Raw genomic sequence first — 4441 nt, 5'->3', positions numbered from 1 at the left:
TGAGTGCTGAGTGCTGAGTGCTGAGTGCTGAGTGCTGAGTGCTGAGTGCTGAGTGGCAAAGTATAGCCGCGCAGTCCAGTAGTGTGCAGGTGGCGGCTGCGCCGCGACAGACCATGGAGCCCGCTGGATTGTCGCGGCTGGAAGCCCCTCCCACAACAGCAAGACAGGATCATTTTTGTTTTGTGGGAGGCGATTGACGTACAAGGATGTACTAATGTCGCGGGAGGCAGGATGCCGTGAGCGACCCATCGGCGACCGATCGTGCCGCACGGCAAGGCCTATCGCGGCGCAGCCGCTCCTACCTCACCTTCATTCGACTTCCGACTCAGCGTGTAGGCCGGACTGAGCGCAGCGGTGTCCGGCGCGAAAAATGCCCGATACCGCGTTGCTATATCGGGCCTACCTGCTTTCGACTCGGCACTTAGAACTCAGCACTCAGCACTAAAGAAGTACCCGCTCGATCCCCCGATCCGCAGCGCGCTTGACGAACTGGTCCTGCCAGCCGTCGCCGAGCAGGTGGTTGGCCATTTCGACCACGATGTAGTCGGTCTGGATGCCGGTGTCCTCGGCGTAGCGGGAGAGGCCCTGCTGGCAGGCGGGGCAGGAGGTGAGCATCTTGACCTCGCTTTGATCGTTGTAACGCTTGCCGATCAGCTTCTCCAGGCCGTTTTGCAGCTCTTCCTGCTTGCGATAACGCACCTGGGTGGAGATGTCCGGGCGCGCCATGGCCATGGTGCCCGCCTCGCCACAGCAGCGGTCGGACAAATCCACCTCCTGACCCATCAGGTTGGAGGCCACCTTGACCGGATTATAGCGTTTCATCGGCGTGTGGCAGGGATCATGATACATATACTGCTTGCCGGTCAGGTTCTCCAGCTTGACGCCCTTCTCCATCAGAAACTCGTGAATATCCAGCAGCCGGCAGCCGGGGAAGATCTTCTCGAACTGGTACTTGAGCAGCTGATCCATGCAGGTCCCGCAGGAGACGATCACGGTCTTGATATCCAGGTAGTTGAGCGTGTTGGCCACGCGGTGGAACAGCACCTGGTTATCGACGGAGATCTGATGGCCCTTCTCCTCGTCACCGCCGGAGGTCTGCGGATAACCGCAGCACAGATAACCGGGCGGCAGCACGGTCTGCACACCGGTATCGTAGAGCATCGCCAGGGTCGCCAGTCCCACCTGGCTGAACAACCGCTCGGAGCCGCAACCGGGGAAGTAGAACACCGCCTCACTGTTGTCGTCGACTTTTTGCGGATCGCGCAGGATCGGCACCACCTTGTCGTCCTCGATACCGAGCATGGCACGGGTGGTACGCGCCGGCAGGTTGCCCGGCATGGGTTTTTTCATAAAGTGCACCACCTGTTCGATGGCGCCGGTTTTGCCGGTAGTCGACGCCGGGCGTTTCTTGTTGCTGTCGATGCGCAACTTGCGCGCCAGGTGCGAGGCAATGGACTGCGCCTTGTAACCCCACTGGATAAACAGCTTGCGGAAGATCTTGATGGCGGTGGGATCGGTGATATTCAAAAAGATCATCGAGAACCAGGTGCCGGGATTGAAGTGTTTCTCGCCCTGTTTGCGCAGGATATTGCGCATCGACACCGACACATCGCCGAAGTCGATATCCACCGGACAGGGACTGAGACACTTGTGACAGACCGTGCAGTGATCGGCCACGTCGTTCATCTCGGCGAAATGCCGGGTCGAGATCCCGCGCCGGGTCTGCTCCTCGTATAAAAACGCCTCGATGATCAGCCCCGAGGCCAGGATCTTGTTGCGCGGGGAATAAAGCATGTTGGCGCGCGGGATATGGGTGTTGCACACCGGCTTGCACTTGCCGCAGCGCAGGCAGTCCTTGACCATGTGGTTAAGGTCGCCCAGGTCGCTGGCCTCCAGGATCAACGCCTCCTGCTCCACCAGACGCAATGACGGTGTATAGGCGTTGGTCAGCCCCGATCCGGCCATCAGCTTGCCGGGATTGAAGACCTGCTCGGGATCGACCTTTTGCTTGTAACCGGCAAAGGCGTCGACCGTATTGCTATCGAGAAACTGCATCTTGGTGATCCCGATGCCGTGCTCGCCGGAGATCACACCACCCAGCTCGCCGGCCAGCTGCATAATCCGCTCGACCACTTCATCGGCCTCGCGCAGCATGACATAGTCATTGGAGTTGACCGGGATATTGGTATGCACGTTGCCGTCGCCGGCATGCATGTGCGTGGCAACGAACAGCCGGCTGGAGCGGATTTGCTGATGGATTTCGTCGAGCTTGTTCCGCACGCCCTTGAGTTCATGACCGGCAAAAATGTCCTTGAGCGGCGCCTCGACCTGCTTGCGATAGGAGATTCGCACCTGGCGGCGTTGCAGCAGGTTAAACAGGCTCTCTTTCGCCTCGGTCTCGATCCTGTCGTTGGGGGTCTGCCATAGATCGCGGTGATCGGCCGCGGGCTGATCCAGATGGGTCAGGATCGCCTGCCAGCGATCCTTGACCGCCTGCAGCAGTTCGCGCGCGGCATGTTTTTTGGCCGCGATGATCGCCTCGCTCTCCTCGCTCTCCTCGGCATCGGGCACCTCGCCGGCGCGAATCGGGTGCAACTCGGGCATCTCACTGTCCAGGTAATCGAGCACCGCGTCGATCATGCGGATCTTGTTGCGGGTCGACAGCTCGATATTGATCCGCTCGATGCCGTCGTTGTACTCGGCCAGTTTGGCCAGCGGGATCACCACATCCTCGTTAATCTTGAACGCATTGGTGTGCGAGGCGATGGCTGCGGTGCGCGCCCGATCCGCCCAGAAGCGACGTCGCGCCTCGGCACTGACGGCAACAAACCCTTCCGCCTCGCGTGCATTAGCCAGCGAGACGATGTGTGAGGCCGCCTGGGCCACGGTATCTTCATCATCCCCGGCCACATCGACCAGCAACACCATCTTCGGCAGGTCCTGACGCGGCGCCTTGGTGGTGTACTTGACCGCGCGCACATAGCGCTCGTCCAGGTGCTCCATCCCGGCCAGGTCCACCTCGGCCAGGCTGTCGAGATAATCCTTGGTCTCGACAATGGCCGGCACGGCTTTACGCAGATCGTTGCCGAAAAACTCCAGGCAGACGGTGCGAATGAACTGCGGCATGCGATGCAGGGTAAAGACGGCCGAGGTGATAATGCCGTCGCAGCCCTCTTTTTGAATGCCCGGCAGACCGCTTAGAAACTTGTTAGTGACATCCTTGCCCAGGCCCAGCTTGCGCAGATGGGCGCCGGGAATGCGCAGGATCTCCGGCTCGCCACAGGGCGTCTCGCCGTCGCTCTCCAGATGGCTGATGCGAAAGGCGACCTCTTCCTGCTCGTGAATCTTGCCGAGATTAAAGTTAAGCCGTTGCACCTCCAGCCACCTGGCATCCGGCGTCACCATGCGCCAGGAGACCAGGTTATCCAGCGTGGTGCCCCACATCACCGCCTTCTTGCCGCCGGCATTCATGGCAATGTTGCCGCCGATGCAGGAGGCATCCTGCGAGGTCGGATCCACGGCAAATACAAAACCGTTGGTCTCGGCCTGCTGGGAGACGCGATTGGTTACCACCCCGGCCTCGGCGCGCACCACCGGCACCGGGCGTTCGCCCTCTTCGCCATCGACGAACAGTTCCTGGTGACTGACAGCGTCCAGCCCCTCGAGCTTTTCGGTATTGATCACCGCGCAATTTTCCTGCAACGGGACCGCGCCACCGGTATAGCCGGTGCCGCCGCCGCGCGGAATCATACTGATGCCCAGTTCCAGACAGGCCGCGACCACCTGCTGCACTTCCTGCTCGTTATCCGGGTTAATCACCACCAGCGGATATTCCACCCGCCAGTCGGAGGCGTCGGTCACGTGCGAGACCCGCGCCAGTCCGTCAAACGCGATGTTGTCCTTGTGGGTGATCTTGCGCAGCCGCTTGTAGGCTTTTTTGCGCAGCGCATTTTGTTCGGGGAACCATTTCTCGAACTGGCGGATCGCCTCCTTGGTCTTGATGATCAGCTCCTGGGTCAGGGCGTTGCCGGCGGCGCGCTGGGCAATCCCGTCCAGGCGATGATACAGCGCCTGGACCAGCGACTCGCGGCGCTTGCGATTGGCCAGCAGATCATCCTGAATGAACGGATTGCGCGTCACCACCCACATATCCCCGAGGATCTCGAACAGCATCCGCGCCGAACGGCCGGTCACCCGCTCCGCGCGCAGCTTGTCCAGCACCTGCCAGGCATCAATGCCCAGCAGCCGGATCACGATTTCTTTATCGGAAAAAGAGGTGTAGTTGTACGGGATCTCGCGTATTCGTTCAGTCATATGTTTGATTTTCAAGGGGTTTTGAGAGAGCGGACAGGCCGCGAAAGACCGCCATTCTAACATGCGACCGGCAAGCGGGTAACCGGCAATCCGGGCATAATGCCCTTGAATTCAGGAGGTTATGGAT

1 protein-coding gene is annotated in these 4441 nt (G+C 60.3%); it reads right to left on the bottom strand.

The features are described from left to right. Positions 1–441 precede the first annotated feature (441 nt). The gene (locus RI563_RS12640; RefSeq protein WP_310694742.1) at positions 442–4314 is read right to left on the bottom strand and encodes an FAD/FMN-binding oxidoreductase; all 3873 of its coding nucleotides are present in this window, start codon (positions 4312–4314) and stop codon (positions 442–444) included. Positions 4315–4441 lie beyond the last annotated feature (127 nt).

The sequence above is a fragment of the Thiohalophilus sp. genome (assembly GCF_031581315.1).
In the GTDB taxonomy this organism is placed as follows: domain Bacteria; phylum Pseudomonadota; class Gammaproteobacteria; order UBA6429; family Thiohalophilaceae; genus Thiohalophilus.
Note: the sequence above shows the minus strand (reverse complement) of the source record. Positions and strands in the feature narration are given on the sequence as shown.

What these genes read in the sequence shown, in the direction of transcription:
- RI563_RS12640 (WP_310694742.1), bottom strand. Translation starts at nt 4,314, where the DNA reads ATGACTGAACGAATACGCGAGATCCCGTACAACTACACCTCTTTTTCC.